This is a genomic window from Pseudomonas sp. GW821-FHT03A09 (genome assembly GCF_059421065.1).
Genome location: NZ_JBWKUX010000025.1, coordinates 1 through 18,580, shown reverse-complemented (window position 1 = coordinate 18,580; position 18,580 = coordinate 1). Strand labels below are relative to the sequence as shown.

Below are 18,580 nucleotides of genomic sequence, written 5' to 3'. Positions count from 1 at the left end.
TCCGCTTCGGGCCAAGCATAGCGCTTGGCTAGAATCAATCTACAAATTGCCGCCAAGTATCTTTTACACAAGGCGTTTTATCAACAACTGCGCCAGCTGTACGGCGTTGAGGGCCGAGCCTTTGCGTACGTTATCTGACGTCAGCCACAGATTTAGTTCCGCCGGATCGTCCACGCCAGCGCGAACCCGTCCTACGTACACCACATCCTGGCCAACCGCATCGCCCACCGCCGTTGGGTAATCGCCCTCTTCCACAAGTTCGATTCCAGGCGCTGCGTCCAAAGCGCGATTGACGGCCGCAAGATCGACCGGCGCGCCCAGTTGCAACGAGACAGTCAGGCTATCGCCAAAAAACACCGGGGCTTGAACGCAGGTGGCGGAAATTTTCAGCAAAGGCATTTCCAATACTGCGCGCAGTTCGTGGACGAGGCGTTTCTCCAGGGCTGTATGTCCTTGGGCATCCGGGGTGCCGACCTGGGCCAGCAGGTTGAAGGCCATTTGCCGATCGAAAAACTGCGGTTCCAGCGGACGCACATTCAGCAGCTCGGCGGTTTGCCGGGCCAATTCACTGACGGCCTCGCGACCCTGGGCAGATACCGCCAGGTTGGCAGTAACGCTGACACGCTGGATCTCCAGCATGCCACGCAGCGGCGCGAGCACCACGGCCAGGTTGGTCGCCGATGGGCTTGGGCTACCGAGCTGGAAGGGTTTTTTCAAGCCATCGAGAACATGGGCATTGGCTTCCGGCACGACTTGAGGCGCCTGATCGGCGGGCAAGGCACCGGACAGGTCGATCACCGAGCAGCCGGCCGTAGCAGCACGCGGGGCGAAACTCAGCGTTACCGCCGGGCCTGCCGCAAAGAACGCCAGCTGCGCCTTGCTGAAGTCGAACTCATCGACTTCCTTGACCCGCACGTTCTTGCCGCGAAACGGCACCGATGCGCCTGCGGAATTGCTGCCCGCCAGCAGATAAAGAGTGCCCACCGGGAAGTCCAACTCTTCGAGAATCTGCACCAGGGTTTCACCCACCGTACCGGTGGCGCCGATCACGGCGATTTCAAAGGTCTGGGTCATGGGGGCTGCCTCGGGCATTGCGGGGGGAGCGGCACTTTACCGGGTGGCTGGGGGTGAGGCAATTAACCTGGGCTTTGGGGTGTAGCTGATGACGCCATCGCGGGCAAGCCCGCTCCCACATTTTGATTTGTGAACACATTCATAGTGTGGGAGCGGGCTTGCCCGCGATGGGGCCCGAAAGAACAAGAAAAAACCCGCGCCTGTCACCAGGCGCGGGTTTTTCTTATTGCTTCAAGCGATCAACGCTCCAGCAAGATCCGCAGCATACGACGCAGCGGTTCGGCCGCGCCCCACAGCAGTTGGTCACCAACAGTGAACGCGCCGAGGAACTGGCTGCCCATGTTCAGCTTGCGTAGGCGGCCCACCGGTACATTCAGGGTACCGGTCACCTTGGTCGGGCTCAGCTCCTGCATGCTGATATCGCGATTGTTCGGCACCAGCTTGACCCATGGGTTGTGCTGGCTGATCAACGCTTCGATATCGGCGATCGGCACATCTTTGTTCAGCTTGATGGTCAGCGCCTGGCTGTGGCAACGCATGGCGCCGATGCGCACGCAGATGCCGTCCACCGGGATCGGGTTCTTGAAACGACCCAGGATCTTGTTGGTTTCGGCCTGGGCCTTCCACTCTTCACGGCTCTGGCCGTTCGGCAGTTCCTTGTCGATCCACGGGATCAGGCTACCGGCCAATGGCACGCCGAAGTTCTCGGTTGGGTAGGCATCGCTGCGCATGGCTTCGGCCACGCGACGATCGATGTCGAGGATCGCGCTGGCAGGGTCTGCCAGTTGATCGGCGACGGCAGCATGGGTTGCCCCCATCTGCTTGATCAGCTCACGCATGTTCTGCGCGCCGGCACCGGACGCCGCCTGATAAGTCATGGCGCTCATCCACTCGACCAGGCCGGCTTCGAACAAGCCGCCCAGGCCCATCAGCATCAGGCTGACGGTGCAGTTGCCACCCACGTAGTTCTTGGTGCCAGCATCCAGCTGCTGGTCAATGACCTTGCGGTTCACCGGGTCGAGGATGATCACGGCGTCGTCCTGCATGCGCAGGCTCGAGGCGGCGTCGATCCAGTAACCCTGCCAACCGGCCTCGCGCAGCTTGGGGAAGACTTCGCTGGTGTAGTCGCCACCTTGGCAGGTCAGAATCACGTCGAGGGTTTTCAGCTCTTCAATGCTGTAGGCGTCCTTGAGCGGAGCAATATCCTTGCCCACAGACGGCCCTTGGCCACCCACATTCGAAGTGGTGAAAAACACCGGCTCAATAAGATCGAAATCCTGCTCTTCCAGCATCCGCTGCATGAGCACGGAACCGACCATACCGCGCCAACCGATCAGACCTACACGTTTCATCGCAACTACACCTTGTTAAAAAGTGGGCCGCCTTGCAGCAACAACTGCAAGCGGGCCCGAGAGATTACAGATTCCGCAGCGCGGCGACTACTGCGTCGCCCATTTCTTGCGTACCGACCTTGGTGCAACCCTGCGACCAGATGTCGCCGGTACGCAAACCTTGATCCAGCACCAGGCTTACAGCCTGCTCGATCGCATCCGCCGCTTCGCCGAGGTTGAAGCTGTAACGCAGCATCATCGACACCGACAGAATGGTCGCCAGCGGGTTGGCGATGCCCTGGCCCGCGATGTCCGGCGCCGAACCGTGGCACGGCTCGTACATGCCCTTGTTGTTGGTGTCCAGGGACGCCGACGGCAGCATGCCGATGGACCCGGTGAGCATCGACGCCTGGTCGGACAGGATGTCGCCGAACAGGTTGTCGGTGACGATCACGTCGAACTGCTTTGGCGCACGCACCAGTTGCATGGCGGCGTTGTCGACATACATGTGGCTCAGCTCGACGTCCGGGTAGTCCTTGGCGACTTCTTCGACGATTTCGCGCCACAGTTGGCTGGAGGCCAATACGTTGGCCTTATCCACCGAACAGACCTTCTTGCCACGCACACGGGCCATGTCGAAACCGACACGGGCGATACGGCGGATTTCACTCTCGCTGTACGGCAGGGTGTCGTAGGCCTGGCGTTCGCCATTTTCCAACTCACGCACGCCACGTGGCGAGCCAAAGTAGATACCGCCGGTCAGCTCACGCACGATCAGGATATCCAGGCCTGCCACCACTTCCGGCTTGAGACTGGAAGCATCGGCCAGTTGCGGATAGAGGATCGCCGGGCGCAGGTTGCCAAACAGGCCCAGTTGCGCGCGGATTTTCAGCAGGCCGCGCTCAGGGCGGATGTCACGTTCGATCTTGTCCCATTTCGGGCCACCTACGGCGCCGAGCAGCACGGCGTCGGCCGCACGGGCGCGATCCAGGGTTTCGTCGGCGAGCGGCACACCGTGCTTGTCGATGGCAGCACCGCCGATCACGTCGTGGCTCAGCTCGAAGCCCAGGCTGTACTTGGTGTTGGCCAATTCCAGCACCTTGACCGCTTCGGCCATGATTTCCGGACCGATACCGTCGCCAGGGAGAATCAGAATCTGCTTGCTCATGCGTTCCTCATTTCATCAAGCGACCCGCCCGTGGGCAGGTCGGGAAAAATCAATCAGCGTTCGGCGAAGACCACCAACACGTCGGTGCTGAAGGTGCCGTCGGCCTGAATTTCGTAATAATCGCGCACTTCCTGGCCCATCGCCTTTTGCAGCTCAAGGATTGCAGCGCGCAATACTTCTGGGGTGCGCATGCGCTCGACCCACGAGGTGTATTCCAGGCGCAGGCGCTGGCGACGACTGGTGCGCACATGCAAACCGGACTCGCTGAGCTGCTGCATCCATTCGGCGGCGGAATAATCGCGCACGTGACTCGTATCGCGCAGTACTTCGACGGTTTGCAGGTAAGTGTCCAACAGCGGGCTGCCCGGTGACAAGACGTCGACGAAGGCCGCCACGCCGCCCGGCTTGAGTACGCGGCGCACTTCGCGCAGGGCCAGGCCGAGGTCGCTCCAGTGATGGGCCGAGTAGCGGCTGAACACGAAGTCGAACTCACCCTCGGCGAACGGCAGCCGTTCGGCGGCGCCGTGTACGGTGCGGATGTTATCCAGGCCACGATCTGCCGCAGCCGCAGCAACCACGTCGAGCATCTGCTGGGACAGGTCGTAGGCCACCGCTTCGTTGACCAATGGCGCCACATGGAAGCTGACATGACCGGCCCCGCAACCCAGATCCAGCAGTCGCGCGGCGCCCTGCCCGGCCAGTTCGGCCTGGAGCAGTGCGAATTCGGTGCCCTGGGCGTGCACGGCACTACTCAGGTAGGCCGAGGCTTGCTCGCCGAATTGTTTTTGCACGACTTGGGTGTGGGCGGTGCTTGTCATGGTGGTTCCCCTGGGATTTGTGTTGTTCACACTGGACTCATCGGGGGCAAGCCCCCTCCCACATTTTGAGCTGCGAACACATTCAAGTGTGGGAGGGGGCTTGCCCCCGATAGCGGTGAGCCTGCCTACATCAATCGCGAAACAACCAAGGCTGGCTCGCCCGGTGCTTGGCTTCAAACGCGGCAATCGCGTCGCCGTCCTGCAAGGTCAGGCCGATATCGTCCAGGCCGTTGAGCAGGCAGTGCTTACGGAACGCATCCACTTCAAAGTGATACACCTTGCCATCCGGACGGGTCACCGTTTGCGCGGCCAGATCGACGGTCAGTTGGTAACCCTCTGCGGCCTCCACTTGCTTGAACAGCTCATCCACTTCGGCATCACTCAAGATGATCGGCAGCAAGCCGTTCTTGAAGCTGTTGTTGAAGAAGATATCGGCGTAGCTCGGCGCGATGATGCTGCGAAAGCCATACTCTTCAAGGGCCCACGGCGCGTGTTCACGGCTGGAGCCACAACCGAAGTTTTCCCGGGCGAGCAACACGCTGGCGCCTTGGTAACGTTCTGCGTTGAGTACGAAATCCTTGTTCAGCGGGCGCTTGGAGTTGTCCTGGTAGGCGTAGCCCACGTCCAGGTAGCGCCACTCGTCGAACAGATTCGGGCCGAAACCGGTGCGCTTGATCGACTTCAAGAACTGCTTGGGGATGATCTGGTCGGTGTCGACGTTGGCACGATCCAAAGGGGCGACAAGGCCGGTGTGTTGGGTAAAAGCACGCATCGGATATTCCTCAGATCAATTCGCGAACGTCGATGAAACGACCGTTGACGGCAGCGGCAGCGGCCATGGCCGGGCTGACCAAGTGAGTTCGCCCACCGGCGCCCTGACGCCCTTCGAAGTTACGGTTGGAGGTGGAGGCGCAGTGCTCGCCCGACTCCAAGCGGTCAGGGTTCATCGCCAGGCACATCGAGCAACCCGGCTCACGCCATTCAAAACCGGCTTCGAGGAAGATCTTGTCCAGGCCTTCCGCCTCGGCTTGCGCTTTGACCAGGCCCGAGCCCGGCACGACGATGGCTTGCTTGATGGTCGACGCCACTTTGCGGCCCTTGGCGATCACCGCCGCGGCGCGCAGGTCTTCGATCCGCGAGTTGGTGCAGGAACCGATGAACACACGATCCAACTGGATGTCGGTGATCGCCTGGTTGGCCTGCAAGCCCATGTACTTCAAGGCGCGCTCGATGGAGCCGCGCTTGACCAGGTCGGCTTCCTTGGCGGGGTCCGGCACGTTCTGGTCGACGGCCAGGACCATTTCCGGCGAAGTACCCCAGCTGACTTGTGGCTTGATCTGGGCAGCGTCGAGTTCGACCACAGTGTCGAACACCGCATCGGCATCGGAGACCAGGTCTTTCCAGGCTTCTACTGCCGCATCCCAATCAGCGCCTGCCGGAGCGAAGGGACGACCCTTGACGTATTCAACGGTTTTTTCGTCCGCCGCCACCATGCCCACGCGGGCACCGGCTTCGATGGACATGTTGCAGATGGTCATGCGGCCTTCGATGGACAGGTCGCGAATAGCGCTGCCAGCAAACTCGATGGCATGGCCGTTACCACCGGCGGTGCCGATCTTGCCGATCACCGCGAGCACGATGTCCTTGGCGGTGACGCCGAACGGCAACTTGCCTTCGACCTTCACCAACATATTCTTCATTTTTTTGGCGACCAGGCATTGGGTGGCGAACACATGTTCCACCTCGGAGGTGCCGATGCCGTGGGCCAGGGCGCCAAAGGCTCCGTGGGTGGAGGTGTGGGAGTCGCCGCAGACCACGGTCATGCCCGGCAAGGTGGCGCCCTGCTCCGGGCCGATCACGTGCACGATGCCTTGACGCACGTCATTCATCTTGAATTCGGTAATGCCATATTCGTCGCAGTAATCGTCGAGGGTCTGCACCTGCAGACGCGACACCTGGTCGGCAATGGCATCGATACCACCCTTGCGCTCAGGGGTGGTCGGCACGTTGTGATCGGGTGTGGCGATGATGGAGTCGACGCGCCAAGGCTTGCGCCCGGCCAGGCGCAGGCCTTCGAACGCTTGGGGCGAGGTCACTTCATGGATGATGTGACGGTCGATATAAATCAGCGACGAGCCATCGTCGCGCCGTTTCACTTCATGGGAATCCCAAAGCTTGTCGTAAAGCGTTTTGCCGGCCATCAGTCGGTCCTCATCAGCGGTGTTTCTATATGCCGGGCTTTTCAATAACCCTTTGGCTTGTGAGGCTGATGGTATGGCGCTACATTAAATAACTCAAATTCATATTTTTTATGCTTTGGATTACCAACTGGAATACTACAATGGACCTGGCCAACCTCAATGCCTTTATTGCCATCGCCGAGACCGGCAGCTTCTCCGGCGCCGGTGAACGCCTGCACCTGACTCAACCGGCCATCAGCAAGCGCATTGCCGGGCTGGAACAACAATTGAAGGTGCGCCTGTTCGACCGCCTGGGCCGTGAAGTTGGCTTGACTGAAGCCGGGCGGGCCTTGCTGCCGCGTGCCTATCAGATTCTCAACGTATTGGACGACACGCGCCGCGCGCTCACCAACCTGACCGGCGAAGTGAGTGGCCGACTGACTCTGGCCACCAGCCATCATATCGGCCTGCACCGTTTGCCACCGATCCTGCGCACCTTCACCCGGGAATACCCCAATGTGGCGCTGGATATTCAGTTTCTCGATTCCGAAGTGGCCTACGAAGAAATCCTCCATGGCCGTGCCGAAGTGGCGGTGATCACCCTGGCACCCGAACCGCACCACGTGGTTAAAGCCACACCCGTGTGGGACGACCCTTTGGATTTCGTGGTGGCGCCGGAACACAGCCTCATCAGCAATGGCACAGTCAACCTGGCCAACATCGCCCAGCACCCGGCGGTGTTTCCTGGTGGCAACACCTTTACCCACCATATCGTCAGCCGGCTGTTCGAGGCCCAGGGGCTGACGCCGAACATCGCGATGAGCACTAACTATCTGGAAACTATCAAGATGATGGTCTCCATCGGCCTGGCCTGGAGCGTGCTGCCACGCACTATGCTGGATGACCAGGTGGCAAGTATCGCTTTGCCGGGCATACAGCTCAGTCGCCAGCTAGGCTATATCGTGCACACAGAAAGGACGCTGTCGAACGCTGCGCGGGCCTTCATGAGCCTATTGGATGCACAGGTCGATCTGCCAGGGATACCGGCATGAAGCCGTGCGGCCTCAAGGCCTGAAGAGAACCGCGCCGAACGCCCATTGAGCCAAGGCCCTTTGATAATGCGCAACCCCGTCGATTCCGTGCCACCCCTGCCCCGCATCTACGCCTTGGACCCCAAGGACGCGGAGCAAAGCTGGGACAGCGCGCCCCAATTGCTGGCGGCTCTCAATGCCGCACGGCTGGGTGCGTGGTGCTGGGAAATCGACACTGGGCGGATCAGTTGGTCGCGGGGCACTCAAGCGCTGTTCGGGTTTGATCCCAGGCAACCGCTGCCCCAGGACCTGGACTACCTCGACTTGCTCGCGCCCGCCGATCGTGCACGCGTGGTGCGGGCTTTTCATGCCGTGCTGGCAGGCGAGCCGTTCGAACAAGCCATGCATCACCGCATCCAGTGGCCAGACGGCAGCCTGCACTGGCTGGAAATCAATGGCAGCCTGGCACCGGACAAAGCCGGCCGGCGTCGAATGATCGGGGTGATCCGCGAGATCACCCACCAGCGCGAACGGGAAACCGCCCTGAGTCACTCCGAAAAGCGTTTCGCCACGCTGTTTCACCTGTGCCCCAACATGGTCCTGCTGACGCGCCAGTCGGATGGACTGATCAGCGAGGCCAACCAATACTTCGAAATGCTGTTCGGCTGGCCGGTAGCCAATGCCATCGGTCGTACTACCCTTGAACTGGGCCTATGGCGCCACCCCGAACAACGGGCGCTGCTGGTCAAGGCCACCCAGCGCAAGGGTGAACCGATCACCATGGAAGTGCAGTTCTGTGCCAGTAATGGCCAGATCCACGATGGTACCCTCAGCGCACAAAAGGTCGAGCTGGAGGGCGAGGCTTACCTGATCAGCACCTTTCTCGATACCACCGAACGCAAAAACGCCGAGCAAGCCCTCAAGGACAGCCAGGAACGCCTCGATCTGGCGCTGGACTCGGCGCAACTGGGCACCTGGGATTGGCATATCCCCAGTGGCATGCTCTACGGCTCAGCCCGCGCAGCCCAACTGCACGGCCTGCCGCCAGAACCATTCCACGAGCCCTTCGATGCGTTTTTTGAAGGCATGTCCGATGAAGAACGCGAGGGCATGCGCAACGCTTACCGCAGTTTGCGCGAGGGTCCGCACGGCAACTACCAGATGACCTACCGTGTGCAGATGGAAGACGGCAGCCCACGCTTCCTGGAAAGCCGCGCCCGCCTCTACCGCGATGAAGCCGGCAAACCTCTGCGCATGGCCGGCACCTTGCTCGACATCACCGACCAGGTCGAACGCGAACAACGCCTGACGGCGTCCGAGGAAAAATTCGCCAGCCTGTTCCAGGCCAGCCCCGACCCTATCTGTGTCACGTGCCTGGACAGCGGCGCGTTTATCGAAATCAACCCGGCCTTTACCCAGACCTTTGGTTGGACCGCCGCCGAAGTGATCGACAAAAGCGCCGAGCAAATCGGCTTGTGGGAAGATTCGAGCAAGCGCCTGCAACGCATCGAGCAGGTGATTCGCGAGCAGGCATTAAGCAACGTGGCAATCGTGGTGCACCACAAGAGCGGCCAAAGCCTGACCTGTATGATTTCCAGCCGATTGATCAAAGTGGGCGACCAGCCGTGCATCGTCACCACCTTGCGCGACATCACCCAGCAGCAACGCTCGGAAGCGGCCCTCAAGGCCAGTGAGGAGAAGTTCGCCAAAGCCTTCCATTCCAGCCCCGATGCAATTTCCATCACCGAGCGCGATACCGGTCGCTATGTCGAGGTCAACGATGGTTTCTGCCGACTGACCGGCTACCGCGCCGAAGAAGCCATCGGCCTGACGCTGTACCAAATCGGCATCTGGGCCGATGAAAACCAGCGCGCGGCACTGCTGGCCGAATTGCAGATCAAAGGCCGTATTCATCACCTGGAAATGCTCTGGCGCAACAAGCGTGGCGAGGTGCTGGCGGTGGAAGTCTCGGTCGAGCCCATTACCCTGAATGAAAGCCCGTGCCTGCTGCTGACGGCCCGGGACGTAAGCCTGCTGAAAAACGCCCAGGCGCAGATTCGTCACCTGGCCTATCACGACCCGTTGACCAACCTGCCCAATCGGGCACTGTTGATGGACCGCCTGAGCCAGCAGATTGCCTTGCTCAAGCGCCACAACCTGCGCGGCGCCCTGCTATTTCTCGACCTTGACCATTTCAAGCACATCAACGATTCCCTCGGCCATCCGGTGGGCGACACCGTACTGAAAATTGTCACCGCACGCCTGGAAGCCAGCGTGCGCATGGAAGACACCGTGGCGCGCCTGGGCGGTGATGAATTCGTGGTGCTGCTGAGCGGCCTGGACGGCACGCGCATGGAAGTCAGCACTCAGGTTCAGGAGTTGGCTAACACCCTGCGTGAATTGCTTTCGGAGCCAATGTTCCTCGATGGTCACCGCTTGCAGGTCACACCGAGCATCGGTGTAGCGCTGATTCCAGATCACGGCTCCACGCCCGCCGACCTGCTCAAACGCGCCGACATTGCTCTGTACCGGGCCAAGGACTCGGGGCGAAACACCACGCAGATGTTCCACAACAGCATGCAAAAAACCGCCAGCGAACGGCTGCGCATGGAGACCGATCTGCGCCTGGCGCTATCGCGCGGTGAGTTCAGCGTGCATTACCAACCGCAGGTGGATGCGCGTGGCAACAAGATCGTCGGCGCCGAGGCCTTGGTGCGCTGGCAGCATCCACAACTGGGCGCACAGTCCCCCGCCGAGTTCATCAAGGTGCTGGAGGACAGCGGCCTGATCCTGGAGGTCGGCACCTGGATTCTCGATGAGGCGTGCGGCGCATTTGCGCAATTAATTGCCGAGGGCCTGGTGGACCCGTTGAATTTCAGCCTATGCGTGAACATCAGTCCCCGACAATTTCGCCAGAACGACTTCGTTGAGCGGGTGGAGCGCAGCCTCAAGCAACATCAGTTGCCCTACAGCCTATTGAAGCTGGAAATCACCGAAGGCATCGTGATCCAGAACCTGGATGACACGGTGGTCAAGATGCGTCGCTTGAAAAAGCTCGGCGTAAGCTTTGCGATGGACGACTTCGGCACCGGCTATTCGTCGCTGACTTACCTCAAGCGTCTGCCGGTGGATGCGCTGAAAATCGACCAGTCCTTCGTCCGTGACGCTACCCATGACCCCAACGACGCCGAGATCATCCGCGCCATCGTCGCCATGGCCCGCAGCCTGAACCTGGAGGTGATTGCCGAGGGCGTGGAAACCCAGGACCAACTGGCGTTCCTGCAGGGCTTGGGTTGCCATTTTTACCAAGGGTATCTGCACAGCCGGCCACTGCCCATGATCGGTTTCAGGGAGCGCTTGATCGCAGGTGAAGGCCGGATTTAAACCAGTTTCAGGGCGTGGCCGCCCCCCTGCATCCAGTGCGAGCCTTGCAACGCGCGCTTGTCGCCATATTGATCCATGGCCCCCTCGACAACGACCACCGAATGCCGGAAGTTCGCCAAGGTGCCTGGTACGCCTGACGCCAGTTCCTGCACGCTACTGGGGCGAGTGAAGGCGTACAAGCCAAGGCGGCGCAATGCATCACCGGGTATTTCCCCATCGTTCAGCGTTTTCAGGGCGGCGTCGAAGCCGACACCGGCGCGGAATTCATGATTTTCCAACTGAGCACGCTTGGCGCTCGCCGCATAAAGGAACACAGCGTCGCCAACCAAGCCCCTATCCTCTCCATGGAAGTTGGCAGCCGCTCGTGCCATTTCCAGCTCGCCGTAGGTGAGGCGAACCGTGCAGCCATCGCGCATGGTGATGCTGAAACCTTCAGGCGTTTCGGTGACACGCTTGAAGATGCCCATAGGGTTTTGCCCGTACTTCATCATCGCCGCCTTGATGGCCGACACCGTGACACAGTTGCCCTCCACGCCTTGATAGAAACCGCTCCAGATATCGGCTGGCTTGGTTCCAATGGGTGCAGCAGGGAAATGCGCAGGCCTACCGTTAGATTCGGCGGGGACTTCGGCGGCAAGCTGATAGCCATAGTCCTTGATGACAGCCCCTTTTTCACCGTTGTTATGCTTGATGCCGCCCACGACCAACGCACCTGAATAGTTAAACGTGTTGATGACGCCGACGCTGTTTGGCTCGCGCAGCTTATCGGGAGGAGCAAGTCGTAAGAAACCGATCAAGCCCATCCCTTTCAAGACCTTGTAAGTGTGTTCTCCGCGCAAGCTACTCGATAACGCAGCGTCAAACTCACCATTGCGCTCCACTTGCTTGCGCTTGGCAAAGGCGGCCAGCATGAAATTGGCGTCGGTGACCATTTGCACGTCAGGGCCAGTAAATCGAGAAACTTCAGTCGTGCGCTCCAGCTCCTGATTTGACAACGTCACTTCAAACCCATCTTTCATGATGATGCTGTATCCGTTCTTCGTAGCCTCGATTTTTTCAAACATATCGGAGGGCGACCGACCAAACCTGAGCATCATCATCTTGATGACTGCGGCATGGCTGCTCAGGTCGAATACTTCGCCAAAATTTCGCGAGGCCACCGTGAACCCTGACAAAACCTCGACCACCTGGGGACGGACACTTTTCTTGGCCGGGTCAGCCTCAGGCACGACGATCGGCGTGATTGGGTCTGGAACAATACGAGGCTTCGGCACACTATCGTTCACCAACGTATACATGTGGGTTTGATCGGGCGAATGCTCCCTGCCAAAGCGGTGGGCCCTGCCGGCGTAAATCAGCGATGAGCCCGCGTCATAGCTGTCAGCAACCCCTGCTCGCCCTTCGGCGACAACCGTTGCAGTGGGGACGTACTGGAGATGGCCGGACAAGCCCATGCCTTTGAGCATGTTGAAGGTCGTCTCACCCTGCAAAGACTGGGTCAAGACGGCCTCAAAACTTGGCAGACCAGTAGCATTCCCGCTGCGCAGTTGTTTGCGTTTGATGAACACGGCCAACGCAAAATGGGCATTGTCCAATATATCAGTCTCATTGCCGGCAAAACGTGACGCAGCCGCCGCCTGTTGCAACTCACGCCCGGAAAGATGCAATTGATAGCCATCTTTCATGATCACGTCATAACCCTCGCTGTTGCCCTTTACATCACTGAATAAATCAGTAGGACGTGGGCCAAATGTGAGCATCATCAACTTGATGACCGCGCTGTGCGAGCTCGCGTTGAAATGCTCACCGAAACTCCGCTCCGGCGCGTCAAACGCCGGGATGGGAAAGGTTTCTGCGCCGTTAAACGGCGCTGCAAATGGATTTGAGCGCGCAAAAGATCCAATTGTAAACGTACTCATATCGTTCACTCTTTTATGAGGCAGTGGAAAGAATTCGCGACCGGGAACTCCGATCAGACGTGGCGATCAATCAACGCAACGGCTTGCCCATCGGTGGGCCGACCACCTTTGCGCCCATAGATCTCTTCACTCCCATTCACGACAGCCACTGAGTGCCCGCGCCGGTTGACCATGCCAATCAAAGATTTGTCAGCGAAATCACGCACCGATACGCGCTTCATATAATCCTTCAGCCCCAGACGCTTGAAGCCCTCCCCCGGCCCCCATTCATCCTCACCATCGTTGAGACTTCTTATTGCGGCCTCAAAACTTCGACTTGCCCGTCCGTCGTTATTCTCGTTTTGCGCCCGCTTGGCAGAACATGCAAACAGGAAGTGCGCATCCTTGAGCATTTCGGGATCATTTATTCCAACAAAGTTGGAGGCGCGAATAGCACTGTCCAGTTCCGCTTTGCTGAGTTCTACAGTCACGCCGTCACGCATGACAACTTTAAATCCATCCACGCCTTTCTCAACAGACTTGTAAATATCCTTAGGGTTTTGGCCAAACTTTGCCATCGCCGCCTTGATCGCGGAGACCGTTACGCAGTTACCATTCTTGCCCTGACGAAAACCGCTGAAGATATTATTGGGCTTTGAACCTTTAGGCTTATTGGAAATCTCGGGAATGGGCTCGCTTTGTTCATCGGCGGGTTTCGTATCGGGAGTGGGTTGAACAGGTCGCGGCGGCACAGGTACATCATTATTTTTCGGTTCAACCGGACGCACGCCGCCATACAAGAGGCTCTGCAATTGGCTGAAAAACTGCTTGAACAGTTCTCCCAACATGCTGAGCAAAACCGAAGTATCTGTGTTGTTACTGAAACTATTGGCCTTCACCTCTGAGCGAGGAACAGGTATTGCACTACGAGCGTTTTCTCTTCGTGCAGAATCGAGCGATGCATGAATTGAAGGATCTAGTGTGCGGCTGGGTTCAATGGTTGGGTGTGCAACACGGTTATGGTTTATCGAAAACATGTTTTAAGTCTCATTGAGTGCCCCCTGGCCGTCACGACCAGGGAGACAGCGTTTATGTTTAACGCATCAAGATAACGGGCTCAAAAACGTGAGCGGAGGCCAGGCCTGTTAGCTCGATGGTTGTCGAAACGCATTTGGGAGTGACTAACCAAGTCATCAGGTGCGGGGCAGGTAAGATCCGGAGTGGGCGGGGTGACCGGAGGCTGTGGCAACGGCTGCTTATCAAGCCCCGGCGTCACTGGCGGTTGTGGCAATGGCTGCTTATCAAGCCCCGGCGTCACTGGCGGTTGTGGTGCAACTTTCTCACCTGTATGCGGGCAATGACAGTTTTGGACCTGCACTATCACGTTGATATCAGACGACAGCTTGTTTTTATTATCCTCAGAACCTGGAAGAGTTTTTGCCAGCAGGGTACCGGGCTTGCCGTCAGACGTAATGGTCACCTGGGCACGCCCATCCGGCAGGGCTTTCACCTCCGGGCCTGGCTGCACCTGTGCCTTGGTATCCGCTTCGGGAGCAACCTTGTGCTCCGTCTTCGCATCCGGAACGATCTTGGCATCGGTGCCAGGCAGCACCGTCGTCTTGGTATCCGTCCCCGGCGCAACCTTGTGCTCCGTCTTCGCATTCGGAACGGTCTTGGAATCAGAACCAGGCGTCACCTGAGATTGCGCGTCCAACTCCCCAGGCAACTTGGGCAGCACCCCCATGCCAGCAAGCATGCTACGCATGGCCTTGATCGCGAACTCAAACATGGTGAACAACTTCTCCAAGGACTCCTTATTCAGGGTCACATTGCTTTCTTTTGGAGCCGAACTACTGTCTTTCAGAAATTTACTTAAATTATCCACAGACGGAGATACTTCGAGTGGCTTATCAACTGGCACTGAAGACTGATTAAGCGGTGCGTAATTTGTATTCATCGGTACGAACGAATTGGTCGATACGTTAGACATGTTTTCATTCCTGATATCGCACCTACCCCCACATTGACAGGAGACAGGTACTTGTTGATTTAGTGTGGAACAGCGATGAGCTCTACAAACTCGCCAGATTCGTGGGCCGTAACGCAGATGAGTTCCGAAAAATCGGCGCTTATATAAGGAAACCAAATGATCAGAAGAGAGTTATACCTATGGACACCCATGAAAAAGCCGAGACGGCACGTGCCCTAACCAGCCCAGGCTTGGACACTTAAGGCAACACCCAAGCAAAAGGCAACTTAAAGAAAATAATGAATTCATTTAGCTCGTACAACGTGTGTTAATTGATGCGCACGTCAATACTTAAAAAACCACTCAACAACTCTAACGCATAAAACTTTGTAGCAGTCGAGCCCAAGACTTACACTTACTTTCATATATTCCGCAATAACACAGCACTCACCCACACATCACAAACAGCCCTAAACAGGACGCAGCTCCACCCTAACGTAATCTTTCAGACAAAAAAATGGCGCCTTTCGGCGCCCGTTACAGCAGAGGATGAAACACTTATATATGTAAACCTAATTTTGCAAGTTCATCGACTGCTCACACTGGCTGGGCATACCCAGTAAACGCCCCACCTGCCCCAGGTCGGTCTCCCTACGCATCAGAGTAAACAGCTCCACCGCTTCAGGATAATTGCGAGTGAGCATCGCCAACCATTGCTTCAAACGCCCCGGCGCCTGACGCTCGGTCAGTTGTGCCACAGACTGGGTCCAGAAGTCCTGGAGCATGGGTTGCATCTCTGCCCAAGTCATCTCGACCACTTCCTCACCCGCACGCGCGGCAGCAATCTGCCGGGCCAGGTCCGGGCGCGCCACCAGGCCACGACCCAGCATGATGTCTTCGGCACCGCTGACTTCGCGGCAGCGCTTCCAGTCTTCGACACTCCAGATATCACCATTGGCGAACACCGGCACTTTGACCACGTCCTGCACGCGCGGGATCCATTCCCAGTGGGCGGGCGGCTTGTAGCCATCAGTCTTGGTACGCGCATGCACCACGATATGCGCCGCACCGCCTTCGGCCAGAGCCGTGGCACAGACCAGGGCACCGTCCGGGCTGTCGAAGCCCAAGCGCATCTTGGCAGTGACCGGAATGTGGGCCGGCACAGCGCGGCGGACGTGTTCGACTATCTGGTTGAGCAGCTCCGGCTCCTTGAGCAGCACCGCACCGCCACGGGACTTGTTGACGGTCTTGGCCGGGCATCCGAAATTGAGGTCGATGACCTGCGAACCCAACTCACAGGCCAGGGCGGCGTTTTCCGCCAGGCACACCGGATCGGAGCCGAGCAATTGCACACGCAGCGGCACGCCGGCGGCGGTGTGGGCGCCGTCCAGCAGTTCCGGGGCAAGTTTGTGGAAATACGCCGGGGTGAGCAGACGGTCATTGACGCGGATGAACTCGGTCACGCACCAATCAATACCGCCGACACGGGTCAGCACGTCCCGCAGGATGTTGTCGACCAACCCCTCCATGGGCGCCAAAGCAATTTGCATGGAAAACACTCAACAAAAATCGTGGCGCAGTTTACTGGGTTTCCCACAGCAACCGTTAACCCCCTGTCAGGGCGGGGCCATAACCGTCGAGAAACTCAGCGGGCATGCGCTTGGGCTTGCCGGTGGACAGCTCAATGCAGACGAAGGTGGTTTGCGCACGCAGCAGGGTCACGCCATCACGCGGGCGGACCAGTTGGAAGCGTCGGGTCATCTTCAGGCGCTGGTCCCAGTCGACAATCCAAGTGGCCAGTTGCAGCTCGTCACCTTCGTAGCCTGCGGCCAGGTAGTCGATCTCATGGCGCACCACTGCCATGGCACGGTCCAGGCGGCGATATTCGGTCAGGTCCAACCCCAGGCGCTGGGAGTGGCGCCAGGCGCAACGCTCCAGCCAGGACACGTACACCGCATTATTGGCGTGCCCGAGGCCGTCGATGTCTTCGGGGGCAACTTGCAGATCGATGATAAACGGCGTTGCCAAATCCCAGCCCATGCCTTGCTCCCAGTCGATTAATGTCGGCGGGGAGAGTGTATCAGGCGGTTTGCCGCTCCTGTAAACGACGACCAGCCAGCAGCGCCAGTACAGCGTCGATCACGCGAGGATCGGCCAGCACTTTCTGGTGCCCGCCTTGCTCCAGGCGCAGTAGCCGGCTGTCGAACCAGGCCTCGTGAATGGCTTGAGAGGCTTTGACCGGAACGAAGGTGTCGTCTTCAGCGTGTACGACCAGTCCAGGAATGTTCATCTGGTAATGGGCCACATCCAAATGTTTGAGCGGCATCCCGAAAGTCAACTCGACTTCCTGGATAAACGCCGAACGTGCCCGCGCCGGTAAACCGACCATCGTGGTAAAACCGCGCAGCACATCCAGAAAGCGCGACGGCGCAGCGATACTCACCAATGCCTCGGTACGCAGGCCTAACTGCACCGCCAGCATCGCACTGGCGCCCCCCATGGAATGACCGATAACGGCGTGCAGCGGCGGCAATTCGGCAGCAGCCTCAAGCATGGCACGGGCAAACAGCAACACGTGCGCTTCACGCCCCGGCGAACGGCCATGGGCAGGGCCGTCCAAGGCGATCACTGAGTAACCGTTGTCGACCAGCGCGGTGATCAGGCTGGCGAACTGAGTGGGCCGCCCCTCCCAGCCGTGCATCAACAACACCGCAGGCCCCTGCCCCCAACGCAAGGCAGACAAGCCGAAACGCAAGGTGATGCGCTCCGATCGCGCCAGCAATGGCAACTCCCAATCACGCGGAGGCAGCTCGCGTGGCGTCATGAAGGCACGACGCATCTTGTTGGCCACCGTTTGCGGTGCCAGATGCCCCAGGGTGCCGTTGAAGCGACGAATCCAGGTTAACGTGCCCATCATGACAGCCCTCTTCTAGCGCACGGCCGACTTGGCAGCGCGCAGCACACGATCAGACAATTCCCCAGGCCCCAAGGCACGGGCCAAGGCCAGGCCACCGATCATCAGCGCCATATCGGCCAGGGCTTTGTCGGTGTCTTCCGGACTGGCGGCGAGTTGCGCGGCCATCAGCTCGCAGTGCTCGTTCAGCGCCTGGCGGAATTCGTCCGGCAGGCGGCTCATCTCGCCGACGGTCGCCGGGATCGGGCAGGCCTGAGCGGTTGAGTCACGATGCTTGCGCGACAGATAGAACGCAGCCACCAGACTTCTGCGCTCCTCTCCGGTCAACTGGGCATCCATGTCATCAATCGACGCGCGACGCTTGGCCAGCAACTGGGTGAAGGCCTCCAGCATCAGTGCGTCCTTGCTTTCGAAGTGCGCGTAGAAACCACCGACGGTCAGCCCTGCCGCGCCCATGACTTCACCCACACTCGGTTCGGCCGGACCGCGCTGGATCAACGCGGCGCTGGCGGCCTGCAGAATGCGTTCGCGGGTTTGCGCTTTTTTATCGCTCATCGTTACCTCCGACTGTCATGGGTTGAATATTATTACCATAATAATATTGTGCAAGCGACAGGCATGACCGCTGGTCAGAAGAAAAGAATGAGATAAGGAGAGAATTGGCCAAACGCCAGACAAACAAAAGGGCCATTCAATAATTGAATGACCCTTAAAAATCCCGCAGAGCGGGTAATCGTGGCGTCCCCTAGGGGACTCGAACCCCTGTTACCGCCGTGAAAGGGCGGTGTCCTAGGCCACTAGACGAAGGGGACA

The 18,580-nt window shown here is 58.9% G+C and carries 15 protein-coding genes and 1 tRNA gene; 2 read left to right on the top strand and 14 right to left on the bottom strand.

The window, feature by feature from the left end; all coding sequences use genetic code 11:
- Window positions 1-63: 63 nt before the first annotated feature.
- The 6 genes from AC07V4_RS26715 to leuC all read right to left on the bottom strand — a co-directional run bounded on the left by AC07V4_RS26715 (window position 64) and on the right by leuC (window position 6,592).
- A complete protein-coding gene (locus tag AC07V4_RS26715) occupies window positions 64-1,074 on the bottom strand; it encodes an aspartate-semialdehyde dehydrogenase (protein WP_492638729.1) in 1,011 nt (336 codons plus the stop codon).
- Window positions 1,075-1,313: 239 nt separating this feature from the next.
- Window positions 1,314-2,426, bottom strand: a complete 1,113-nt coding sequence (gene asd, locus AC07V4_RS26710) for an aspartate-semialdehyde dehydrogenase (RefSeq protein WP_034107599.1) — start codon at window positions 2,424-2,426, stop codon at window positions 1,314-1,316.
- A 64-nt stretch (window positions 2,427-2,490) separates the two neighbouring features.
- Entirely contained in the window at window positions 2,491-3,573 is a 1,083-nt protein-coding gene (leuB, locus tag AC07V4_RS26705) for a 3-isopropylmalate dehydrogenase (RefSeq protein WP_492638730.1), read from the bottom strand.
- Between the two features lie 53 nt (window positions 3,574-3,626).
- Window positions 3,627-4,391, bottom strand: coding sequence for a class I SAM-dependent methyltransferase (locus AC07V4_RS26700; protein WP_492638731.1), 765 nt, complete (start codon window positions 4,389-4,391; stop codon window positions 3,627-3,629).
- Window positions 4,392-4,521: 130 nt separating this feature from the next.
- Window positions 4,522-5,163, bottom strand: a complete 642-nt coding sequence (leuD, locus tag AC07V4_RS26695; protein WP_492638732.1) for a 3-isopropylmalate dehydratase small subunit — start codon at window positions 5,161-5,163, stop codon at window positions 4,522-4,524.
- A gap of 10 nt (window positions 5,164-5,173) precedes the next feature.
- Window positions 5,174-6,592: a 3-isopropylmalate dehydratase large subunit gene (leuC, locus tag AC07V4_RS26690; protein ID WP_431749612.1), complete on the bottom strand. Its 1,419-nt coding sequence runs from the start codon at window positions 6,590-6,592 to the stop codon at window positions 5,174-5,176.
- A gap of 140 nt (window positions 6,593-6,732) precedes the next feature.
- Here leuC and AC07V4_RS26685 point away from each other — a divergent pair, with 140 nt between their 5' ends.
- Both AC07V4_RS26685 and AC07V4_RS26680 read left to right on the top strand, forming a co-directional pair.
- The gene (locus AC07V4_RS26685; protein ID WP_492638733.1) at window positions 6,733-7,623 is read left to right on the top strand and encodes a LysR family transcriptional regulator; all 891 of its coding nucleotides are present in this window, start codon (window positions 6,733-6,735) and stop codon (window positions 7,621-7,623) included.
- Between the two features lie 66 nt (window positions 7,624-7,689).
- Entirely contained in the window at window positions 7,690-10,986 is a 3,297-nt protein-coding gene (locus AC07V4_RS26680) for a PAS domain S-box protein (protein WP_492638734.1), read from the top strand.
- Here the strand turns inward: AC07V4_RS26680 and AC07V4_RS26675 are convergent.
- The 8 genes from AC07V4_RS26675 to AC07V4_RS26640 form a co-directional block, all read right to left on the bottom strand.
- Entirely contained in the window at window positions 10,983-12,905 is a 1,923-nt protein-coding gene (locus AC07V4_RS26675; protein WP_492638735.1) for a hypothetical protein, read from the bottom strand. The two genes, AC07V4_RS26680 and AC07V4_RS26675, sit on opposite strands and share 4 nt — an antisense overlap.
- A 53-nt stretch (window positions 12,906-12,958) precedes the next feature.
- Window positions 12,959-13,921, bottom strand: a complete 963-nt coding sequence (locus tag AC07V4_RS26670) for a hypothetical protein (protein WP_492638736.1) — start codon at window positions 13,919-13,921, stop codon at window positions 12,959-12,961.
- Window positions 13,922-14,001: 80 nt separating this feature from the next.
- A complete protein-coding gene (locus AC07V4_RS26665; protein ID WP_492638737.1) occupies window positions 14,002-14,874 on the bottom strand; it encodes a hypothetical protein in 873 nt (290 codons plus the stop codon).
- Window positions 14,875-15,425: 551 nt separating this feature from the next.
- On the bottom strand, window positions 15,426-16,403 hold the full coding sequence (locus AC07V4_RS26660; protein WP_492638738.1) for a tRNA dihydrouridine synthase: 978 nt from the start codon (window positions 16,401-16,403) through the stop codon (window positions 15,426-15,428).
- Window positions 16,404-16,458: 55 nt separating this feature from the next.
- Entirely contained in the window at window positions 16,459-16,893 is a 435-nt protein-coding gene (locus AC07V4_RS26655; RefSeq protein WP_100490178.1) for an acyl-CoA thioesterase, read from the bottom strand.
- Between the two features lie 40 nt (window positions 16,894-16,933).
- Complete coding sequence (locus AC07V4_RS26650; RefSeq protein WP_492638740.1) at window positions 16,934-17,767, bottom strand: alpha/beta hydrolase; 834 nt, start codon at window positions 17,765-17,767, stop codon at window positions 16,934-16,936.
- 15 nt (window positions 17,768-17,782) lie between these two features.
- A complete protein-coding gene (locus tag AC07V4_RS26645; protein ID WP_010209050.1) occupies window positions 17,783-18,322 on the bottom strand; it encodes a TetR/AcrR family transcriptional regulator in 540 nt (179 codons plus the stop codon).
- A 181-nt stretch (window positions 18,323-18,503) separates the two neighbouring features.
- Window positions 18,504-18,579 (bottom strand) — tRNA-Glu (locus tag AC07V4_RS26640).
- Window position 18,580: the final 1 nt, after the last annotated feature.

Bases quoted from the DNA above. Each gene is read 5' to 3' on its own strand.
- AC07V4_RS26715 (WP_492638729.1), bottom strand. From the start codon at position 1,074: ATGACCCAGACCTTTGAAATCGCCGTGATCGGCGCCACCGGTACGGTG.
- asd (WP_034107599.1), bottom strand. From the start codon at position 2,426: ATGAAACGTGTAGGTCTGATCGGTTGGCGCGGTATGGTCGGTTCCGTG.
- leuB (WP_492638730.1), bottom strand. From the start codon at position 3,573: ATGAGCAAGCAGATTCTGATTCTCCCTGGCGACGGTATCGGTCCGGAA.
- AC07V4_RS26700 (WP_492638731.1), bottom strand. From the start codon at position 4,391: ATGACAAGCACCGCCCACACCCAAGTCGTGCAAAAACAATTCGGCGAG.
- leuD (WP_492638732.1), bottom strand. From the start codon at position 5,163: ATGCGTGCTTTTACCCAACACACCGGCCTTGTCGCCCCTTTGGATCGT.
- leuC (WP_431749612.1), bottom strand. From the start codon at position 6,592: ATGGCCGGCAAAACGCTTTACGACAAGCTTTGGGATTCCCATGAAGTG.
- AC07V4_RS26685 (WP_492638733.1), top strand. From the start codon at position 6,733: ATGGACCTGGCCAACCTCAATGCCTTTATTGCCATCGCCGAGACCGGC.
- AC07V4_RS26680 (WP_492638734.1), top strand. From the start codon at position 7,690: ATGCGCAACCCCGTCGATTCCGTGCCACCCCTGCCCCGCATCTACGCC.
- AC07V4_RS26675 (WP_492638735.1), bottom strand. From the start codon at position 12,905: ATGAGTACGTTTACAATTGGATCTTTTGCGCGCTCAAATCCATTTGCA.
- AC07V4_RS26670 (WP_492638736.1), bottom strand. From the start codon at position 13,921: ATGTTTTCGATAAACCATAACCGTGTTGCACACCCAACCATTGAACCC.
- AC07V4_RS26665 (WP_492638737.1), bottom strand. From the start codon at position 14,874: ATGTCTAACGTATCGACCAATTCGTTCGTACCGATGAATACAAATTAC.
- AC07V4_RS26660 (WP_492638738.1), bottom strand. From the start codon at position 16,403: ATGCAAATTGCTTTGGCGCCCATGGAGGGGTTGGTCGACAACATCCTG.
- AC07V4_RS26655 (WP_100490178.1), bottom strand. From the start codon at position 16,893: ATGGGCTGGGATTTGGCAACGCCGTTTATCATCGATCTGCAAGTTGCC.
- AC07V4_RS26650 (WP_492638740.1), bottom strand. From the start codon at position 17,767: ATGGGCACGTTAACCTGGATTCGTCGCTTCAACGGCACCCTGGGGCAT.
- AC07V4_RS26645 (WP_010209050.1), bottom strand. From the start codon at position 18,322: ATGAGCGATAAAAAAGCGCAAACCCGCGAACGCATTCTGCAGGCCGCC.